The sequence below is a fragment of the Streptomyces sp. NPDC019443 genome (genome assembly GCF_044389785.1).
Taxonomy (GTDB): domain Bacteria; phylum Actinomycetota; class Actinomycetes; order Streptomycetales; family Streptomycetaceae; genus Streptomyces.
Window position 1 is genome coordinate 43,329 of record NZ_JBIRYJ010000003.1, and the last position, 17,035, is coordinate 60,363.

14 protein-coding genes and 2 pseudogenes are annotated in these 17,035 nt (G+C 68.0%); 8 read left to right on the forward strand and 8 right to left on the reverse strand.

The window, feature by feature from the left end; genetic code table 11:
• Positions 1–434 precede the first annotated feature (434 nt).
• Positions 435–959: a hypothetical protein gene (locus ACH492_RS10660; RefSeq protein WP_398984913.1), complete on the forward strand. Its 525-nt coding sequence runs from the start codon at positions 435–437 to the stop codon at positions 957–959.
• A gap of 481 nt (positions 960–1,440) precedes the next feature.
• Here ACH492_RS10660 and ACH492_RS10665 read toward each other — a convergent pair whose 3' ends face one another.
• The gene (locus ACH492_RS10665; RefSeq protein ID WP_398984915.1) at positions 1,441–3,762 is read right to left on the reverse strand and encodes a collagenase; all 2,322 of its coding nucleotides are present in this window, start codon (positions 3,760–3,762) and stop codon (positions 1,441–1,443) included.
• A gap of 519 nt (positions 3,763–4,281) precedes the next feature.
• Between ACH492_RS10665 and ACH492_RS10670 the strand changes: the two genes are divergently transcribed.
• On the forward strand, positions 4,282–5,004 hold the full coding sequence (locus ACH492_RS10670) for a GntR family transcriptional regulator (protein WP_398984917.1): 723 nt from the start codon (positions 4,282–4,284) through the stop codon (positions 5,002–5,004).
• A 285-nt stretch (positions 5,005–5,289) separates the two neighbouring features.
• Here ACH492_RS10670 and ACH492_RS10675 read toward each other — a convergent pair whose 3' ends face one another.
• Positions 5,290–5,784: a peptidylprolyl isomerase gene (locus ACH492_RS10675; RefSeq protein ID WP_307665431.1), complete on the reverse strand. Its 495-nt coding sequence runs from the start codon at positions 5,782–5,784 to the stop codon at positions 5,290–5,292.
• Between the two features lie 90 nt (positions 5,785–5,874).
• Here ACH492_RS10675 and ACH492_RS10680 point away from each other — a divergent pair, with 90 nt between their 5' ends.
• From ACH492_RS10680 to ACH492_RS10690, 3 genes are all read left to right on the forward strand, one after another.
• Entirely contained in the window at positions 5,875–6,042 is a 168-nt protein-coding gene (locus ACH492_RS10680; protein ID WP_398984919.1) for a hypothetical protein, read from the forward strand.
• A gap of 47 nt (positions 6,043–6,089) precedes the next feature.
• Entirely contained in the window at positions 6,090–6,263 is a 174-nt protein-coding gene (locus ACH492_RS10685) for a hypothetical protein (protein ID WP_398984921.1), read from the forward strand.
• Between the two features lie 95 nt (positions 6,264–6,358).
• Positions 6,359–6,829: an SMI1/KNR4 family protein gene (locus ACH492_RS10690; protein ID WP_398984923.1), complete on the forward strand. Its 471-nt coding sequence runs from the start codon at positions 6,359–6,361 to the stop codon at positions 6,827–6,829.
• A 198-nt stretch (positions 6,830–7,027) separates the two neighbouring features.
• Here ACH492_RS10690 and ACH492_RS10695 read toward each other — a convergent pair whose 3' ends face one another.
• From ACH492_RS10695 to ACH492_RS10705, 3 genes are all read right to left on the reverse strand, one after another.
• Entirely contained in the window at positions 7,028–7,522 is a 495-nt protein-coding gene (locus tag ACH492_RS10695) for a hypothetical protein (RefSeq protein ID WP_398984925.1), read from the reverse strand.
• An 11-nt stretch (positions 7,523–7,533) separates the two neighbouring features.
• Positions 7,534–7,755, reverse strand: coding sequence for a hypothetical protein (locus tag ACH492_RS10700; protein ID WP_398984927.1), 222 nt, complete (start codon positions 7,753–7,755; stop codon positions 7,534–7,536).
• Positions 7,756–8,372: 617 nt separating this feature from the next.
• Positions 8,373–9,479: a PP2C family protein-serine/threonine phosphatase gene (locus ACH492_RS10705; RefSeq protein ID WP_398984929.1), complete on the reverse strand. Its 1,107-nt coding sequence runs from the start codon at positions 9,477–9,479 to the stop codon at positions 8,373–8,375.
• Positions 9,480–10,271: 792 nt separating this feature from the next.
• Between ACH492_RS10705 and ACH492_RS10710 the strand changes: the two genes are divergently transcribed.
• Positions 10,272–11,159: an MIP/aquaporin family protein gene (locus ACH492_RS10710; protein WP_398984931.1), complete on the forward strand. Its 888-nt coding sequence runs from the start codon at positions 10,272–10,274 to the stop codon at positions 11,157–11,159.
• A gap of 130 nt (positions 11,160–11,289) precedes the next feature.
• On the opposite strand, the gene ACH492_RS10715 is transcribed toward ACH492_RS10710, so the two are convergent.
• Positions 11,290–11,910, reverse strand: coding sequence for a hypothetical protein (locus ACH492_RS10715; protein ID WP_398984933.1), 621 nt, complete (start codon positions 11,908–11,910; stop codon positions 11,290–11,292).
• A 165-nt stretch (positions 11,911–12,075) separates the two neighbouring features.
• Complete coding sequence (locus tag ACH492_RS10720) at positions 12,076–12,405, reverse strand: transposase (RefSeq protein WP_398984936.1); 330 nt, start codon at positions 12,403–12,405, stop codon at positions 12,076–12,078.
• 422 nt (positions 12,406–12,827) lie between these two features.
• Here ACH492_RS10720 and ACH492_RS10725 point away from each other — a divergent pair.
• A pseudogene (locus tag ACH492_RS10725) lies at positions 12,828–13,092 on the forward strand (hypothetical protein); the annotation flags it as partial.
• Positions 13,089–16,691, forward strand: coding sequence for a hydantoinase B/oxoprolinase family protein (locus ACH492_RS10730; RefSeq protein WP_398984938.1), 3,603 nt, complete (start codon positions 13,089–13,091; stop codon positions 16,689–16,691). The pseudogene ACH492_RS10725 and the gene ACH492_RS10730, both read left to right, overlap by 4 nt.
• Here the strand turns inward: ACH492_RS10730 and ACH492_RS10735 are convergent.
• A pseudogene (locus ACH492_RS10735) lies at positions 16,670–16,966 on the reverse strand (hypothetical protein); the annotation flags it as partial. The gene ACH492_RS10730 and the pseudogene ACH492_RS10735 overlap by 22 nt on opposite strands.
• Positions 16,967–17,035 lie beyond the last annotated feature (69 nt).

A 17,035-nucleotide genomic window follows, 5' to 3' on the forward strand; every position in this document is an offset into this window, starting at 1 on the left:
GGCCGGGAACTCCTCCGTGCGCCACGCCTCCCACGTCGTCGCGGTCTTTGCAGCCGCGTCACCGAGGTGAGGGACAGGCGGGGCGATGTCCGGGGCGTATGCGCCGCACCCGGGACAAACCAGGGCCCCATTGAGGGTCCGACGGCACGAGGAGCAGTAGTCCATCCGTGATCTTTCTGTGCTGACTGCGCCGCAGGGACGCCGGCGACCTGTTTCAAGTTCGCGCGCGGGATCGAGCGGACAGCAACGCTAATGGCACCTGTCGAAGGCTGTGCGTAGCTCTTGTGGCGCTTTTGCGAAGGCTGCTTACTGGTGAGGCCATCGAAGGTGCGACCTCAGCCATCTGCGTCAGACCCGCCCGTGCCCGGCTGGAACCTGCGCCTACAACTCCACCAAGGCATCGCTCTCCAGTCCTCGCTGGCACACTGGCGGATGTGGCTGACAACACGTTGTGGGTGGCTGCGCTGACGGCAGGAACTGCCGTGCTGGCCAGCTGGGTTACCAGCCGTGGGAACGCCAACGCCGCACGGCTGCAGGCCGAGGCCGCAACCGAGTCACAGCGGCTCGCCCGTCAGCGTGAAGCCAGGCGAGCCGCCTATGCGGCTGTCATCGACAAGGCCGTCGCCATCGGCGAGTTGTACTGGAAGATCCCCGAGGCTGCTCGCACCGCTGACCCCGACGGGCGGCGCACAGAGCTGCTGCGACTGCGCGAACAGATACGTGACGTGTACGCCTCCCTCCTGCGGTGCGTGCAAGTGGTCGTCCTGGAAGGCCCGGACGACGTCGCCGAAGCAGCCGCCGCCCTGGACAAGGCCACACCGTCCACCGCCCGCCTCATGCGCGCCATGGCCGACGGCGACACCGCCGCCGAAGAGCAGCTCACCGAGGAAACCCGCGCCTACTGGCCCGCGATGACCGAGTTCATCGAACGCGCCAGCAAAGCCGTCCGGGCCATGTGACTCCTCTCAGAATCGCCTCACCACAGGGCTGAAGCCGGTCTGGCCACCACCGACCTGGTGTGCCACCTGACCCGACCGGCGCCACGGGCTGAACAGAAGACCGTGGAACCCGGGACGGAGAAACCTCGAGCCAGGTCGTCGGCCCTGTGTGAAGCTGTGGCTGAGCTCAGCTGTCGGGTCATGCCGACGTGACGCCTTGCTCGTCCTCGGGGACCAGCTGGGCGATCGCGTCGAATTCGTCGTCCGTCAGGCTGACTTCGGCGCTCGCGAGGTTCTCGGCCAGGTGAACGGGGGCCCGTGGTACCCGGAATGGGGAGCATCACCGGTGAACGGTGCAGCAGCCATGCCAGAGTGATCTGCCAAACGGTCGCGCCAGCTCGACCCTGCCACCTGATCGCGCGCCCCCTGAGTCGGAGTAGAACCCCTCCCCGGGCCGTACGGCGGTGGTGCCGCGCACCGTACGGCCCGGGGGCTCATGCCGTCAGCTGCGCAGCGGGCCTTCGCAGGTGTAGTCGGCAGTGCCGGCGCGGCGGCTCGTCCAGAGGTCGACCTTGCCGAAGTGGCAGTTCATGTCGGTCAGGTTGGTGGACGCGGGGCGAGCCCGGTCCAGGATGAAGTAGTCGACCGTCTCGGACATGTCCTTGAAGATGCGGTCAGGGCTCGAGGGGTCGGTGAGGTTCGCGGTGATCCGACCGGTGCAGATGAAACGGCGCATCGTCGGATCCGGGGCGGTCGCGCAGGTGGGACTGAGCTGGGTGGCGGTCGCGAAAGAGACGCGGACCGCTTCGGCCGAGGAGTCCCGAAGCCGCTCGTTCGGATTGAACGTGGTGTTCGGCACGAAGAGTTCGTCGACCCGGGCGATCTGTGCGTCAAGGAAGCTGTCGTACGCGCGCTGCAGCGCGGCGTCCCCGCCGAGGCGGTTGCGCCAGGCGTCGAAGGCGGCAGGGTCGTCGGCGCGCAGGTGTCCGTACATCTCGCGGATCAGCGAGGGGCGCTCGGTCCACAGGAACTCGAAGAAGGTGCCGGCGTAGTCGTAGAAGCGGAAGCCGTCGCCGTCGTACGTGGCGTGCAGCAACTGGTTCACGCTCATGCGCGGCCCGCCCCCCGCCGTGTCGTCGATGACGCCCTGCACCAGCGACTTGCGCACGGCGATGCCGTCGTCGCGGGTGGCGCCGTCGAAGAACTCGGCCGTGCCCTCGTCCATCGCGGTCGTGCGGTCCCCCTGGTACCAGGGGCCCTCGCCGAAGTAACCGGGCACCGCCCAGCGGCCGTTGAGGTAGTGCGTGTACTCGTGGCGGAAGAGTTCCTCCAGGGTGAGGGAGGAGTCCTGCGGAACGCGCCGCTGGTAGGTGTAGAAGGTCGCGCCGCGTTCGATGTAGACGCCCCCGTTGTTGGTGTCCATCCCGGTGAGCAGCGGGTGATACGTCTCGTAGTCGGCGCGCGAGGCGTAGAGCACGATGTTCAGCGAGGTGTTGGTGTCACCCGTCAGCGGCGCATCGGTGCCCAGGACGCGGTGGAACTGCGCCTTGACCTGCTTGCTCGCGTAGTAGAGCTGGTCGACGGTGGCCCGGTCCAGCCCGGTGCGGACCTTCATGGCTCCGTTGTCGTAGCGGTAGGTGTACGGGAAGATGCGGCGCTCGATGTCGTCCTTGCACACCCCGTACGGCTTGCATGCCTCGTAGAAGTTGAGCCAGCTCGCCACCTTGGCCCAAGGCTGGCTGCCTTCGCCGAAGTTACGCGTGGTGACCGGCAGCAGCGCGCCGAGGCCGGAGACGGTCTCGGGCTTCACTGCCTCGATCTGGCCGAAGCGGCCGTACTCGCCGAGCGCATCCCGTACCACCCACTCGTTCGCCGTGCCCTTGAGGTGCGTGTAAGCAGCGAACTTCCTGAAGACGTTGCGGTAGGTCGTGTTCCGGGCGACCAGTGCGCGGAAGGAGGTGTCGTTGTTGCCCGGGTAGATCCCCAGGTAGTTGACGGAGAGCCCGGCAAGCGCGGCGCCGCCCCACGCGGGGTCCTTGTACGTGGTGGGGTGGTACTGGTCCAGCATGGCCAGCACCTTCTGGATCAGTCCGAGCTGGGAGTGGCGCAGGCCGGGGCCACTGCCGGCGTAGAGGGCTTCGCGCAGGGAGTCGGCGTTGGTGCGTGTCACGGTGAAGGAACGGGCCGCTGTCCCGAAGGCGTTGATGGCGCGGCGCATGGCCTCGGTGGTGGGTGCGTCGGTGACGTCGATCTCGCTGCGTGAGAAGTCGTGGTAGACCACGGCGTGGAGGTAGGTGAGCATCTCCAGCAGATGGCTGCCGTTCTTCCCGTCATGGGCCGGGGAGAGCGTGGATATCCGGCGGGAGACGGCCTGGACGTGGGCGTCGGACATGACGGGGGCCAGGCGGGCGTCCCAGGTCCAGATGACGTCGCGCAGACAACCGTCAGCAGTGACGGCCGGATCGGCGAGGAAGTCGGCGAACTGCTCCGGGCCCAGTGGGGTGATGCCGTCCAGGGTGCAGGGAACCGCGGGAGCGCCCGCTGCCGTCGTGGCCCTGCCTGCCGTACGGGCGCCGGGGGTACGGCCCTGCGGCAGCCCGCCGGGGGCGGGCGCGGTACGGGCCGTGAACTTGGGTGCTGCGGCGAGGCGTTCCACTTCGTCGTGCGGGTTGTGGCGGTCGACGGGCCCGGCGGGAGCGGCGGCCGGCTTCGGGTGCGCGGGCGCCGCGGAGGCCTGGACGAGTGGTGCGAGGGAGGCCAGCAGCGCTGCGGCCGCTATCACTGCGGTCAGCAGAGGTCTGGGTGCGTATCCGTCTTGCGACACCGATGTCTCCTGAGTGGGGGTTCGGAGGATGAAGTGCGTTGCCACAGACGGAGTTGATGGCATGTCACCATCAGTTCCGCCATGTGATGCGTAACGTAGTAATGTGACATTGCACTGACAACCCTTGTGCACATCCCACTTCGCGGAACCCTGTCCGAAGGGGACGGGCTCCGGTGACCAAACGGGCGCCCGGCGAACTCCTTCTGCCCGCCGCCTCGTTCACCCTGTCCCGCCGCCCCGGTTCACCCCTCGCGCCCGGCTGTTCGCCCGCCGGTTGACGTCCGGCGCGCTGCCGCGAACACCCGACGGATCGAATCCTGAACGAGCGAACTCCTCGACGGCTGACCTCGGGGGCGAGCACACCTCCGTCAGGCGGTCGGCGCTCCCCCCACCAACCGCCGGCGAACTGGGCCGCGCGGACCTGGAGTTCCGCTCACACCCCCCACCTGCACCCTCACCAGCCACGGAAGCAACGTGACATTGTACTCTGGTGAACCGCGGCGGCACGGAAGGAACACCATGGGGCACCTGAAGCAGCACAACCTTGTCACCGCCCGGGAGTCGCTGCGCGACCAGGTGGCTCATGCTCTACGGGCCGCGCTCATCTCCGGCGAACTCCGCCCTGGCGAGGTCTACTCGGCGCCTGGACTCGCCGAGGACTTCGGCGTCTCCGCCACCCCCGTGCGCGAGGCGATGCTCGACCTCGCCCGCGAAGGTCTCGTTGAACCGGTGCGGAACAAGGGATTCAGAGTCACCGAAGTCAATGAGCGCGATCTCGACCAGTACACCGAGATCCGCACCCTGATCGAGGTCCCGATGATCGGCCGGATCACCCGCAGCGCCTCCCCCGAAGACCTGGAGGCACTGCGGCCGGTGGCGGAGGAGATCGTCCGCGCCGCCCGCGAACACGACCTCATCGGCTATCTGGAGGCCGACCGCCAGTTCCATCTCACCCTGCTCGGCCTCACGGGCAACGAGCGTCTCGTCGAGACAGTCGGCGACCTGCGCAAGCGCTCCCGCCTCTACGGACTGACGGCACTGGACGAACGCGACCAGTTGCTGCCGTCCGCCGAGGAGCACTTGGAGCTCCTCGATCTGATGCTGGCCGGTGACGCACAGGCCGCCGAGGCCTGCATGACCCGGCACCTGGGCCATGTCCGCTCCCTGTGGGCGAAGGGCCTCAAGGACGCCGAGATCCCCGCAGCACGCCGCTCCCGGCGGAAGCCTGCCGCCACCGGCTGACATTCGGCCCCCGGCGCCCCCGAAGTCTCACCGGCCGCATCGAGCTCGTGCGAGACGCGCTGCGCCATCCCGCTGTCGGGACAGACCCCCGAACAACGACTCACAGACACCGGCAGCCCGCCGCCTCGCCGAAGGGCCCGGCTCAGCGGCGGAGTCGGCGTGCGAAAGCCACTGTGAAGCCCGCGACGCCCGGGACCGGTCCGGACAGACCGGAGGCCCGGGCGCCGCTGCCGAGACGATTCGCCCAGCCCCGGACGTCGCGCGGCGGACGCCGCGCAAACGGGATCAGTCCTCGACGACGCCCGACTTGGCGATCGTGACCTTCGCCTTGGGGGCACCGCTGCGCGAGCCCAGACCCTCGATCTTCTTCACAAGGTCCATGCCCTCGACGACCTCGCCGAAGACGACGTGCTTGTTGTCCAGCCAGTCGGTGACGATGGTGGTGATGAAGAACTGCGAGCCGTTGGTGTTCGGGCCCGCGTTGGCCATGGAGAGCTGGCCCGGCTTGGTGTGCTTGAGCTGGAAGTTCTCGTCGGCGAACTTCTGGCCGTAGATGCTCTTGCCGCCCGTGCCGTTACCGGCGGTGAAGTCGCCGCCCTGGAGCATGAAGTCCGGGATGACACGGTGGAAGGAAGAGCCCTCGTAGCCATAGCCGTGCACGCCCGTGGCAAGCTCGCGGAAGTTCCTGGCGGTCTTGGGGACCACGTCATCGAACAGCTGGAAGACGATCCGGCCGGCGGGCTCGTCGTTGATGGTGATATCGAAGAACACGTTACTCATGGCCCCATCCTGACACCCGAAGCCACCGGAACGCACACCAGACCCACCCTGACGCGGAGAAACACCCGCTCCACCGCGCGGTCGGAGGCCATGGCCACGCACTTTGCGCCGTTGCACGGGGGCTTCGCCGCGGTGGCGTTGAACGCCATCGCGCAGGACCAGATGCTGGGGCTGAGCCGAGAGCAGAGGCTGCGCCTGGACGAGTCTGCCGTCCCTCTGGACATGGAGACGGCAAAGACTCTCGAGGGCGGTTCATGACCGAGCAGGTCCGGGCACCCTTCTGACGGCAGACGACAGGGGGCACCGTGGACGTGGGCAACGACCAGGAGAACGCCGCGGCGTGGACCGCCTACGGAACGCACCATCTGCAGCGGGGAACCCTCGTCCCGGACCCGGAACGGCTCGACTTTGGATTCCGGGGTACAGGCCCGGGCCTTGAGGTCCTTGGCGACGTCGCGGACCGGAGGGTGCGCCGTTGAACGGATCGACGCCCTTGACGCCCCCGAGCCCACCAACCCCGTCTCCTGCCGACTCTTCCACGCACGGAGCCCGGAGAGCCTGGGAAGCTGCTCTCGTGACGGATGATGAGGTTATCGAGGCTGTCCGGGGTTGTGCCGGGGCTCGCGGCTTGCCGGCACCGGCGACGCTGGAGGCGGTCACGGAGGCGGAGAAGGTCATCGGCTTCCCTCTTCCGCCGCTGCTGCGGCGCCTCTATCTGGAGGTGGCGAACGGAGGCTTCGGCCCGGCCGAGGGCATCCTGGGCGTTCGCGGAGGGGCTTCCCAGGGCGACTGGAGCGACCTCGCAGAGATCTATCAAGGGGGGCCGGATCCTTCCGGTCGGATCCCTGCCGGCCTGGTACCAGTCTACGACTGGGGCTGCACCATTTGGTCCCTGGTGGACTTCCGCGATCCGGCCGGGCCGGTGTGGTGCACCCACGAAGGCGAGCACTGGCGTCAGGGCATCGACTTGGCGGACTGGCTGAGTGCAACTACGGTGGGCGCACTCACCGTTGGCAGCTGTTCGACAGCCAATCTGCACATTTAGAGGAGACAATCGCGCATACATCCGCTGACTTCTCGAGCGATTAGTCAAGTCGGGTGGGGTTATCTCCTCACGGCCGATTACGGAACGCCAGTGAGGCAGGCACGAGGCTGTCGCACAACTCCCGCTCACCGGTGGTCAAGAGCGCGCTCTGGCCATGTGACAAGCTCAGCCCCGGGGCGTGCTGTGGCCAGAGGGGGGTCAGTGCAGGAGATAGAGGGTGAGGGCGCCGCCCGACTCAGCGATGCGGGCGACGCGGGCGTAGCCGCGGACAGTGGCGTACGCACCGGTGCCACCGGTGATGGCGATGTCGAAGTCGCTGGGCGGGGTGCCCATGGGGGTGGTCTTCAGGTGTTGCCATGACACCTGCCCACGGGGAAGGCTGAAGGTTCCCGAGCAGAGGGTGGTTGCTGCTGCCACTCGAGTGCACACTGCCCCCTCGGTGCCATGGCCGACACCGTTGCGGAAGAGGTTCGCGGTGATGATGATCTGATCGCCGATCCCGGGTCCGGATGTACCGTTGTCGACCACCGTGGTTCCCGTGCTCGTCGACGTCAGCCGGATGACCTCTGTGCGCCCTCTGCCCATGACCATGTCCAGGGAGTACGGGTCATGGGATGCAGAGGCAGAACTCGTGAGAGTTGCCAGCGAGACCGCCGTTGCCGCCACCGCACCCCACTTTGAAACGGAAAGCATTCTTCCTCCCCTCATACAAATGGCTTCTTTGGGTGCGCTTCAGAATTGTCATTGTGCGATGTGGCGTCAATTACCAAACGCATCAAAAATGCCTGGTTCATCCATTCGGCCGTCTCTCGCCGCATCGCCAGGACGATGGCTTCGTTCGGCCACTCCTCACCCGGCGGCAGCGGTGCGGTGAGGGGCAGGTCAGGGCTCCCCGGGAACGTGGCCGCCGATGTGTCGGCGACCACGTCGGCTTCGCCGCTACGGCGCCAACTCGTACGCCTCGGAAAGCGCCTGAGCTGGTGGGCGCTGCCGGCCGCGTCCTCGCGGACTCTTCCATCGTCGGGGAGGACTGCGGTATCTGGACGACGGACGGCCCGGCGGTGCTCATGGACTCGGCGAATGCAGGGGCCGATCTGGGGCGCCGAGTCCCCCGGCGGCGGGCCACCCGATCAGGCACCTGTCACCCTGCACACTGGTGGGAGCGTCCGCGCCGTTCACACCGAGGCCGACGAGCACACTGGGTCGGCTTGATCCATCTCCTGCCCACCGGCCCGTGAGGCGGGGTCAGCCCTTGCCGAGCGGGAGATTGTGGAGCCGGGCGATGCCGAGCACGCCGTGATGGACACCGTCTCCGCGTGGAGCTGAGCGCCGGCTCTCAGTCTTCAGGCGAGACGGTTGAAAGCGCCAAGCCGACCTACAGCGTGCCGTTGGATACAGCCTCTCGCAGTTCTGCGGGCAGCTCAGGGTCGTCGCGCCAGGCGGAGGCGATCGAGATCAGAGCGGTCCACGTCGCCTCGGCTGCAGGCGGCCGCTGCCGCTCGGGGCGGGCAGGCCGCCCGCGCAGAGGTGGGAGCCGAGGCAGTCAATGCGGCCTGTCACGTGAGGAGGTGGCAGCTGCGCCGATCTGCTTGCCGACTTCTTCATCGACCCGGTCAACGAAGATCATCGCCACATCGTCCGCCAAGGGACCCTCAGTGTGGCGGATCAATGCCTGGTGCAGTTCTTCCAGGAACTCCGGCGGGGTGGCGCCGGCGCGTATCCCCTCCATGGTCTCCGGCAGGGCGAAAAAGTCGTCGTCGCGATTGCGGGCTTCGATCACGCCGTCGGTGTACAGCAGCAGACGGTCGCCGGGTACGAACGGATAGCTCTCGGGCTTGGCGGGAGGGCCGTTGACGAGGTCTTCCAGGCCGAGAGGCGGCAGTGGCGAGGCGGGCATCAGGGCCTGAATCCTGCCCTGGTGCAGCACCAGCGGAGGCGGATGGCCACGGTTGACCAGTTGCACGACGGGTTCGTCCGGCACCTGGGCCACGAGCGCGGTGGTGAATCCCTCCATCAGGACTTCCTGGGCGTACGAACCCGGGACGGCGAGCTCCCGTCGCAGCGCGGCCGCGCAGTGGTTCATGACCTCCACCAGGTCATCCTCGTAGTGCGCGGCCTCGCGAAACGCGCCCAGCGCCACCGCGACCGCGCGCATGGCAGACAGCCCCTTGCCCCGGACGTCCCCCACGATCATCCGGACGCCGTACCGCGTCTCCACGGCCTCGTACAGGTCGCCGCCGATCTGTGCCCCCGTCCCAGCTGCGAGGCACAGGCTGGCCGCCCGCACCGGGCCCAGCTGCGCGGGTACAGCCCGCAGTACGACCTCCTGGGCCGCCACGGCGATCCGGCGAACCTGGTCGAGCTCGCTCTGTCTGCGAGTCTGCACGGCGCTGCTCATGATGAATCCGGCCATGGACACCAGGGCCAGAGCCAGGAAGTTGGTATAGACCTGAAGGGTGCCCCAGGCCTGGTTGTAGGTGGCGGTGGTCACGCTGATCGCCAAGGCGAGAGCCGCCGCCGCGGTGGTGCCCTTGGGGCCCATCGTCACCGCGGCCAGCGCGGGCATCGCGGTGAGAAGAGGGCCCGTGTAGATGAAGTGTGCAGGCGAGAGCTCGATGACCAGCACGGCCAGCGCGATCGCGAAAGGCACACACTTCACCAGCACGAAGAGGACCCCACTGTGACCGCGCGCTCCTGGTCGAGGAGGTGAGCGGAAGAGCGACCGCATAGGTACAGCGTGCCTCGCTGAGGTTGAGTGCTCCACTCAACGCTCTTGTTTCCCCAGGAACCCGCAGAGCCGTGGCCTACCGACCCCGGCGCTACTGCGCCCCTCAAGCAGCCGGTGAGATCACTGACTCAGCCACTGATCCGCCAACTGAAGCGCCCAGTCACAACATGGCATATTCATGCGAGAGATATCATAGTTTTGCTATGCATAGTCTTTTACCCGAGGAAAATGACCTGATGCCCACTGGAGCCCACCCCAACGCTCCCGCCCCCGAGCGAACATCGCCCTAGCTCGCGACTGCGACGAGTGCCGCGGCTCGGGGAGCATGGTGAACGATGGCCGCCACGAGCTCTGCCCCGTGTGCCAGACCCTGAGCACCTGACCGACGAGGTGTCCCGGTCCGGCGGTGTGCTGCGCCCGGGCCTTGAGGTCCTTGGCGACGTCGCGGACCGGAGGGTGCGGCTGGACGCGAATACGTCGGGCAGCCGCACGTACGTCCCCTTCTCCGGACCTTACAGGCACTGATCGGTGTCGATTTGTGGGCCGTTCGGCGATCCCCGGCTCGGCTCAGCGCTCCGCCGGGCAATTGGCGCAGCTCGGCTGTGCTCCACAGGGGGGAAATTCTGGGGACTCGCCAGCAGGCTCACTCCGCTGGGCTCCCCTCCGCCTACGTTTCCGATGGCAGGTATGTTCCATTCCGACCAGGGAGAGCCGATGGCTGAACGCACTGTGCATCGACGCGGTTATCGAGAAGGCCTCGGCGGTGAGATGATTGCCGAGTTCCTGGGAACGTTCGTCCTGCTTCTGCTGGGCATCGGGTCGGTGGCCGTCGCAGTCGTCGGTCTGCCCGGCTCAGGCCGACAAACCGCCGACTTCGGGGCCGACAACTGGCTCATCATCTCGTGGGGCTGGGGCCTCGCCGTGGTATTCGGCGTATACGTGGCCGGTGGCATCAGCGGCGCCCACCTCAACCCCGCAGTGACCCTCGCCTTCGCGGTTCGAAGGGATTTCCCCTGGCGGAAGGTCCTGCCCTACTGGCTGGCGCAGGTCGTGGGCGCCTTCGTCGCCGCCGCGCTCGTCTACGCGTCCTACAGGTGGGCGATCGACGCGGCCAACGCCAAGGCGGGAGTCCCGCGGGACAAATCTCTCGGCACATATTCGATCTTCGCCACATTCCCCGCCGAATACTTCGGAGGTTCATGGTGGGGACCCCTGCTCGACCAGATCGTGGGGACCGGAATCCTGCTTCTGCTGATCTGTGCACTCATCGACACCCGCAATACGGCTCCGATGTCCAATCTCGGCCCGTTCCTCATCGGCCTGGTGGTCGTCGCGATCGGTTTGACTTTCGGCACCAACGCCGGGTACGCGATCAATCCCGCACGGGACTTCGGCCCCCGATTGTTCACATTCTTCGAAGGCTGGGGATCTATTGCTCTCCCCGGGAGTTTCGAATGGTTCAGCGGCTACTGGTGGATTCCCATTGTCGGTCCACTCATCGGCGGAGTCATCGGTATCGTCGTGTACGACCTGCTCATCACTCCGGTGATCAAGGCCAGGAGCGGGTTGACCGAAGAAGGACCCGCCACCGAAGAGCCCTAGATGTACTGCCCAGCAGGACGCAACACGGAACCGCCGCGAGCGCGTTCCACCGGGGGACGCCACATCAGGCGCGCCGGTCTGCAGCGGCATGATCCAGTTCGTGAGGCCGGCGAAAAGCGTGTAGCGAACATCAGCGCTGAGCTTGTTCCGCTGTGACGGGCACCATTGGTGTGGTGGTCAGGCTGCGAGTGCGGTCTCGTAGTCGGCGGGACCGGAGTAACCAAGGCTGCTGTACAGACGACGCAGTTGTACCGGCTCTCGATGAAGTCGAAGACCGCGGTGCGAGCGCGGCGGCCATGCTGGGCCAGGCGGCGATGCCGAGCAACTCGCGCTTGATGGTGGCGAAGAACGACTCGGCGGGCGCGTTGTCCCGGTACTGTCCGTTTTTGCGGCCAACCGACAGCCGAACTCCGAACTCGTCGGCCGGAGCCGCGAATTGCCGGCTGGTGTACAGGCAGCCGCGATCCGAGTGGAGGATCACCGGATGGGTGGAGCGACTCTGGCGGCAGGCGACCTTAAGGGCATCGGCGACCGGATCGGTTCGCAGGCCGCACCAGCGGGCATCCAGCCTGGTGGGGTCGAGCTGGAAGCTCCGGACAATGTGATCGGGCCGGGAGGCAGCCAGCGATTCGGCGATCGTGGTCAGTGCCGTCGGCTGCGATGCCCGCCCTGCAGTCCGGCGGCATCCGGCGCCTTCCCGCTGGAGCACGGCATGAACACGCGGTGCGCCGTAGATTCCACGCGATCTCATGTGGACGTCGGTGATCTGCTCCGCGAGTTCAGCGTCGCGGAGCAGCCGGGGACCAGGCTTGCCGGTGCGGCGGGCGAGAAGGCGGGCCGGGAGACGCTCAGCAGCTCACACGCCCTTTGACGATATGACCGCCCTGCTTCTCCGCCTCGATGAACGGGTGCACCGTCACCGGGTCTCCTTCACGAAGAAAGCCGTGGCCCGCTTGAGGATGTCGACGTCCTCCCGCAGGCGGCGGTTCTCCCGCCGCAGCGCGGTCAGTTCCTCACGTTCACTGCTGGTCAGCCCGTCGCGCTCGCCCGCGTCGACCTCAGCCTGCTTCACCCAGTCATGCACCGCGGTCTCGGTCAGATCGAAGTCTTTGGCGATCTGACCGACCGAGCGGTCACCGCGACGGCACAGCTCGACGATCTCGGCCTTGAACTCCGGCGTGAACGAGCGGCGAGGGTCCTCCCGGGGCTGAACCCCTGATCTCGGATGTCCGTCAGAGCGGATCAAGCCCACAGCAGCATCACGGTGCCGTGCATCGTGAACGCCTGGCTGAACTGCTCGTTCAACAAAAACTGCATGCCTGGGCAGGCGCGCTGACAGGCATCGGCTGAGCGCACGGGGGCCGACTTGTCCACCGCGCCGGACCCAAGGGCTCACTGCGGGTTTGCATATTTATGCGCAGAATGTCATAGTTTTACTATGCGTAGCCCTCTACCCGAGGAAAATGACCTGATGACCACTGGAGCCCACCCCAACGCTCCTGCCCCCCGAGCGAACATCGCCCTAGCTCGCGACTGCGACGAGTGCCGCGGCTGGGGGAGCGTGGTGAACGACTGCCGCTACGAGCTCTGCCCCGTCTGCCAGACCCCGAGTGCCTGACCGACGAGGTGTCCCGGTACGTCAACGCGTCACCGGGAGCGCCTCGGCGGTCGGGGACGGCGCCCGGCGGCGAGCCCGAGCAGCCGCCGCCGAGCCGGTCCGCGTCCGTACTGTGGCTCGCCACGGCCGGCACCGCACGGGTGGCGCGCCGCTGCACCGACCTGCTGCCGCAGCTGAAGCGGCTTGGCGGGCGCGGAGGTACGCCACTGGGCCCGCGGCCCCAGCGCACGGCTCGACCGCAGCGCCGAACACGCGCTCTTGGCCGCGCTCGCCGCCGTGTCACTGGACGGTCCCCTTGCCACAATGGGGGAATGACAGGGCGCTGGGAGTTCTGGATCGACCGTGGCGGCACCTTCACCGACATCGTGGGCAAACGTCCCGACGGACGGCTCGTGACCCGGAAACTGCTCTCGCACAACCCAGAGCGGTACCGGGACGCGGCCGTCGCCGGGGTCCGGCTGCTGCTCGGCGTCGGCCCGGACGAGCCCGTCCCGGCCGACCAGGTCGACAGTGTGAAGATGGGCACGACAGTCGCCACCAACGCCCTGCTGGAGCGCCGTGGCGAGCCGACCGTCCTTGTCATCACCGAGGGTTTCCGGGACGCCCTGCGCATCGCCTACCAGAACCGGCCCCGGCTCTTCGACCGCCGGATCGTGCTGCCCGAGGCGGTGTACGAGCGCGTCATCGAGGCGCCCGAACGCCTCGACGCGCACGGCGAGACCGTCCGGCCGCTCGATCTGGAAGCTGTCACCGAGCAGTTGAAGCAGGCCCGCGCCGACGGCTTCCTCAGCGCCGCCGTCGTACTGCTGCACGGCTACCGCCACCCCGCCCACGAGAGCCGGATCGCCCAAGCCGCCCGTGACCTCGGCTTCACCCAGGTCAGCAGCTCCCACGAGGTCAGCCCGCTGATCAAACTCGTACCCCGCGGCGACACCACCGTCGTGGATGCTTATCTGTCACCGATCCTGCGGCGGTACGTCGACGAGGTCGCCGCCGAACTGGGCGGCATCCGCCTGATGTTCATGCAGTCCAACGGCGGCCTGCGCGAAGCAGCCAACTTCCGTGGCAAGGACGCCGTGCTGTCAGGGCCGGCCGGCGGCGTCGTCGGCATGGCCCGCACCTCCGAGCAGGCCGGATTCGGCCGAGTCATCGGCTTCGACATGGGCGGCACATCCACCGATGTGTCGCACTACGCCGGCGAGTTCGAGCGCGAGCTCGGCACCCAGGTAGCGGGCGTCCGCATGCGCGCGCCCATGATGAACATCCACACCGTCGCGGCCGGCGGCGGGTCCGTTCTCCACTTCGACGGCCGCCGCTACCGCGTCGGCCCCGACTCCGCGGGCGCCGTCCCTGGTCCCGCCTGCTACCGCCGCGGCGGCCCCCTCACCGTCACCGACGCCAACGTGATGCTCGGCCGCATCCAGCCCGACCACTTCCCCGCCGTCTTCGGTCCCGGCGGCGACCAGCCCCTGGACGCCGACATCGTGCGCGAGCGTTTCGCCGGGCTCGCCGAGGAGGTGCACGAGGAGAGCGGCACCAAGCGCACTCCCGAAGAAGTCGCCGCGGGTTTCCTGGAGATCGCCGTCCTCAACATGGCGAACGCCGTCAAGAAGATCTCCGTACAGCGCGGCCACGACATCACCCGCTATGCCCTCACCTCCTTCGGTGGGGCGGGTGGCCAGCACGCCTGCGCGGTCGCCGACGCCCTGGGCGTCAACACCGTGCTCGTGCCGCCGCTGGCCGGAGTGCTCTCCGCGTACGGCATCGGTCTCGCCGACGCGACCGCCATGCGCGAGCAGTCCGTGGAGGCGGGGCTGGACAAGCGGGCAGTCACGCGCGTACGCACACTCTGCGACGAGCTCGCCGCCCGCACCCGCGCCGAACTGCGCGACGACAACATCCCGGACGACGCGATCAGCACGCACGCGCGCGTGCTGCTCCGTTACGCGGGCACGGACGCAAGCCTGCCCGTGCCGCTGGACACCGTCACGGCCATGAAGGAGGCATTCGAGAGGACCCACCACGCGCGTTACGCGTTCACCATGGACAAGCCAGTGGTCATCGAGGCGGTCTCGGTCGAGGCCGTGGGCACGGCGGGTGAACACGGCGCGTACGTCGTCGACGAGACCAAGAGCGACCGCGAGTTCGCCCCCCGCGCCACGGTGCGGATGTTCGTGGACGGCGAGCGGCGCGAGACGCCCCTGTACCGGCGCCGGGATCTGGGCCCCGGGGACACCGTCGAAGGACCCGCGATCATCGCCGAAGCCGATGCCACCACCGTCGTCGACCCCGGCTGGCGTGCCGTCGTCGACGAGAACGGGCAGTTGCTGCTGACGCGCGTACGCCCACGTCCGGGCAAGACCGCAGTCGGCACCGATGTGGACCCGGTTCTCCTGGAGGTCTTCAACAACCTCTTCATGGCCATCGCCGAGCAGATGGGCGTCCGGCTGGAGAACACCGCCCACTCCGTCAACATCAAGGAACGGCTCGACTTCTCCTGCGCCCTGTTCGACGAACAAGGCAACCTGGTCGCCAACGCTCCGCACATCCCCGTACATCTCGGCTCGATGGGGGAGTCCATCAAGGAGGTGCTGCGCCGCAACAGGGACAGGGGAGGGATGCGGCCGGGCGATGTCTACGCGATCAACGACCCTTACCACGGCGGCACGCATCTGCCCGATGTGACCGTCGTGACGCCCGTGTTCGACGGCGATGAGCTGCGCTTCCTGGTGGCCTCGCGCGGGCACCACGCCGAGATCGGCGGCATCACCCCCGGCTCCATGCCCGCCTTCAGCAGCACCATCGACGAGGAGGGCGTGCAGTTCGACAACTGGCTGCTCGTGCGGGACGGGCAGCTGCGCGAGGCCGAGACGCGGGAACTGCTGACCACCGCCGCATATCCGTCCCGCGCGCCCGACACCAACCTGGCCGACCTGCGCGCCCAGATCGCCGCCAACGAGAAGGGCATCGCCGAACTGCGCCGCATGGTCGACGAGTTCGGGCTCGACGTGGTCCATGCCTATATGCGGCATGTGCGGGACAACGCCGAGGAGTCGGTGCGCCGGATCGTCGCCGGTCTCAGCGACGGCGAGTACCGCTACGAGACCGACAACGGCGCCGTCATCCAGGTGGCCCTGCGCGTGGACCGCGAGGCGCGCAGCGCCGTCATCGACTTCACCGGCACATCGCCGCAGCAGCCGGGGAATTTCAACGCCCCCACGTCCGTCGTAATGGCGGCGGTACTGTACGTGTTCCGCACGCTGGTGAAGGAGGACATCCCCCTCAACAGCGGAAGCCTGGAGCCGCTGGAGGTGCGCGTGCCGGACGGTTCGATGCTCGCCCCCGCCCACCCCGCGGCAACCGTTGCCGGCAATGTGGAGACCTCGCAGGCCGTCACCGGCGCGCTGTACGCCGCGCTCGGCGTCCAGGCCGAGGGCTCGGGCACGATGAACAATCTGACCTTCGGCAATGACCGTGTGCAGTACTACGAGACGGTGGCCAGCGGCTCCGGCGCGGGCGACGGCTTCGACGGCGCCGACGCCGTGCAGACCCATATGACCAACTCGCGCCTCACCGACCCCGAAGTGCTGGAGTGGCGCTACCCGGTGCGCGTAGACGCCTTCGCGGTACGGACGGGCAGCGGCGGCCGGGGACGCTGGAGCGGCGGCCGCGGAGTCGTCCGCAAAATCCGCTTCCTGGAGCCGATGACGGTGGCGCTGCTCACCGGGCACCGACGCGTTCCGCCGTACGGCATGGCGGGCGGCGAGCCGGGAGCGCTCGGCCGCAATCTCGTGGAGCGTGCCGACGGAAGCGTGACGGAGCTGCACGGCGTGGACTCGGTGGACGTCGGCCCCGGGGACGTCCTCGTGATGCACACGCCCGGCGGCGGGGGCTACGGCACGCCCGGGTCGTAGTCGGTGGAGCGGGCGAAGCGAACCGGTACGGAACGCACTGGTGTGCCGGGCACGGTCTGTGCCGCCGCCGCGAGATCCCGTTCGTCGACCACCGCCACCACCGGATAGCCGCCGGTGGTGGGATGGTCGGCGAGAAAGACCACCGGGCAGCCGTCCGGCGGCACCTGGACGGCCTCCAGCACCATGACCTCGCTGGGGAGTTCGCCTCGTAGACCGCGCTCCAGGGACGGCCCTTCGGTACGCAGCCCGATGCGGTTGCTCGCCGAGGAAACCCGCCTTATCTCGTACGCAACCGGGCGATTCCAGAAGCCCTGCGGGGGGGCCGGTCGGGCACGGAGCGGCTC

Coding starts and splice junctions, on each gene's coding strand:
- ACH492_RS10670 (WP_398984917.1), top strand. CDS start 4,282: ATGGGGCACCTGAAGCAGCACAACCTTGTCACCGCCCGGGAGTCGCTG.
- ACH492_RS10675 (WP_307665431.1), bottom strand. CDS start 5,784: ATGAGTAACGTGTTCTTCGATATCACCATCAACGACGAGCCCGCCGGC.
- ACH492_RS10680 (WP_398984919.1), top strand. CDS start 5,875: ATGGCCACGCACTTTGCGCCGTTGCACGGGGGCTTCGCCGCGGTGGCG.
- ACH492_RS10695 (WP_398984925.1), bottom strand. CDS start 7,522: ATGCTTTCCGTTTCAAAGTGGGGTGCGGTGGCGGCAACGGCGGTCTCG.
- ACH492_RS10710 (WP_398984931.1), top strand. CDS start 10,272: ATGGCTGAACGCACTGTGCATCGACGCGGTTATCGAGAAGGCCTCGGC.
- ACH492_RS10715 (WP_398984933.1), bottom strand. CDS start 11,910: ATGAGATCGCGTGGAATCTACGGCGCACCGCGTGTTCATGCCGTGCTC.
- ACH492_RS10730 (WP_398984938.1), top strand. CDS start 13,089: ATGACAGGGCGCTGGGAGTTCTGGATCGACCGTGGCGGCACCTTCACC.